Genomic DNA, 2,240 nt, shown 5'->3' on the forward strand with positions numbered 1-2,240 from the left:
GCTGGGCGGGGCCCGGCTGCGGTGGATAGCCGTACGCGGGCGGCTGCGCGGGGTGCGGTACGAACGCGCCGGCCGGGGGCAGGGCGCTGAAGTGCCGGATCTCCGCGAAGAGGTAGTAGGCGACGGCCGTGAACGCGCCGCCGAGGAGGCCGAAGAGACCGAGGTTTTCCTGCACGGAGTCCAGGTTCTCGGTGGGTTCGGCGCCGATCAGCATCAGGGACACGATGATGACCAGGCCCGAGGTGGCGCACAGCATCCAGTCGCGCACCGTGCGCGTGACGATCGCGAGGCGGAGCAGCGGCACCCAGGCGAGGAAGCCGCAGGAGAACAGCGCGAGCATCACGAAGATCACGCGCAGCACGACGAGCTGCGCGGACGAGGGGCGCTGTGGCGGCGGTGCATAGCCGTGGCCGTGCATGGGGGCTGCTCCTGGGAAACCGAACGGGCGTGTGCAGGGTCGAGAGTAGCCCCCGAAGCCGACAGCCGGACCAGAGTTGGTCGTCCGGAATGATCCGAGCCGGACCGGAGCCTGTCGGTCCGGAACGCTTCCGGAAGGCTTACGCAACGCATCCGGAACGCATCCGGAACGCTCAAACGCTGTGCCGCACCCACACGTTCGGCTCGACATACACCGCGTATCCCTGGTCCGGTACGCAGTGCACGGGCACCAGCGCCTTGGGTACCGCCACGTCGCCGGGCCGGTCGAAGGGCAGGCCGGTCCAGGTGCGCCACTGTTCGAGGGAGCCGGACACGGTCATGGAGGCGGGCGCGACGGAGTCGATGACGCCGCCGACGCGGGCGTGCACGCGCAGCCACGGGTCGTGCGGAAGGCCGTCGGGGCGCACCCGGCGGGCGTACTCCTCGATGGGGGTGTGCGGTTCGAGGTGCTTGGCGCTCGGCCGCACCGGCGCGACGAGCCGGTGGATGCCGTGCGCGCGGACGTTCTCCCGCATCGCGCCGAGCATGCGGTACGAGAGTCCTGTGCCCTGGACGCGCGGGTCGACGGTGATCTCGATGGCGCTCACGGTGTCGGCGGCGGCGCCGCGCCTGAGGTCGGAGAACGCCCACATCAGCACCCGGTCCCAGCCGCCTTCGGGCAGGGTGCCGCGCCCTTCGGTGTCGAGCGCGAAGGGCACGCCGATCGCCCGTGCGACCACCTCGCCCTGGCTGTCGGTGGCCACCAGGACGTGGTCGGGCAGCTCGGCGATGATCCGCCCCCACAGGATCCAGCCGACCGGGTCCTCGGTGACGAACACCGGCCAGGCGTCGCCCAACGCCCAGATGCGGTCGGTCAGTTCGGGCCGCTCGGCGAGCGTGGTGACCGTCACATCGGTGGCGGTGGTGGGGGCGTTCGTCGCGTTCATGCGCGCACGGTATCCGCCGGGTCTTCGGCGCCGAAACGGATTTCCGGCGCCCCGGACGCCCGGCCCGGCTCCCCGGTCAGCCGACGTGCGTGACGGTGTCGCCAAGGGTCACCGGGCCGGGTGCGACCACCTCCGCGTACACCCCGAAGCACATGGAGCGGGTGGCGGTGAGGGTTTTCAGGATGCGGCGGTCGGCGGGGAGGCCGGGCTGGGGCAGGGTCGTCATGACGCAGCGCGGCACCCGCTCGGTGATCCGGAGCCGGAGCCCGCCGATCGTCACCTCACGGCCGGTCCAACTCTCCTCCACCCAGGGCTCGTCGGTGTCGAGGACGAGGTTTTTCCGGAATCTGCGGACGTCCACGGGGGCGTCGTCACCGTCACCGAGCAACTGCCCGAGGGCCCGCAGGGATGCCGTGCCGACCAGGGACACCGGCGCCTGATCCTGATGCGACCCGACACCCTGGCCCGCACCCTCACCCGTGTCCTCGCGCGCCAACTCGGCCCCAGCACCGCAGAGTTCGGCAAGGCGTGGATCGCCGGGTGCCACCTCGGCGCCGTCCGGGAGGCGTACGGAGACGGTGTCGGCGGTGTCGTCGTACCGCGCGGTGCAGTCGATCAGCCAGGGCTCCTTGCGGAACCGTCGGCTGCTCTTGCCGCTGCCGAGCTTGCCGTCCTCGTGCCGCAGGGCCCAGAGCCGGTCGCCGACCGCGCCGCGTGCGTCGAAGTCGAGGCGCTCACACGCCTCGCCGAGCATCGACTTCACCGGAAACCTGGCAAGGCCCACGACCGTACCGAGCGACTGCATTCCGTTCCCCTCCCGTTGCCGGTTGCCCCGATCCAGGCGCTCCCGACGGTACCGGGCGGGACTGACAGCGC

Annotated in this window: 3 protein-coding genes; all 3 read right to left on the reverse strand. The window is 71.6% G+C overall.

The window, feature by feature from the left end; genetic code table 11:
- On the reverse strand, positions 1–418 hold a 418-nt coding region (locus GUY60_RS36995; protein WP_161705886.1), incomplete at its 3' end, for a hypothetical protein.
- Between the two features lie 172 nt (positions 419–590).
- Entirely contained in the window at positions 591–1,364 is a 774-nt protein-coding gene (locus GUY60_RS37000) for an N-acetyltransferase (RefSeq protein ID WP_161705887.1), read from the reverse strand.
- A gap of 76 nt (positions 1,365–1,440) precedes the next feature.
- Positions 1,441–2,169, reverse strand: coding sequence for an MOSC domain-containing protein (locus GUY60_RS37005; RefSeq protein WP_161705888.1), 729 nt, complete (start codon positions 2,167–2,169; stop codon positions 1,441–1,443).
- Positions 2,170–2,240: the final 71 nt, after the last annotated feature.

It is taken from the genome of Streptomyces boluensis (assembly GCF_009908195.1).
In the GTDB taxonomy this organism is placed as follows: domain Bacteria; phylum Actinomycetota; class Actinomycetes; order Streptomycetales; family Streptomycetaceae; genus Streptomyces; species Streptomyces boluensis.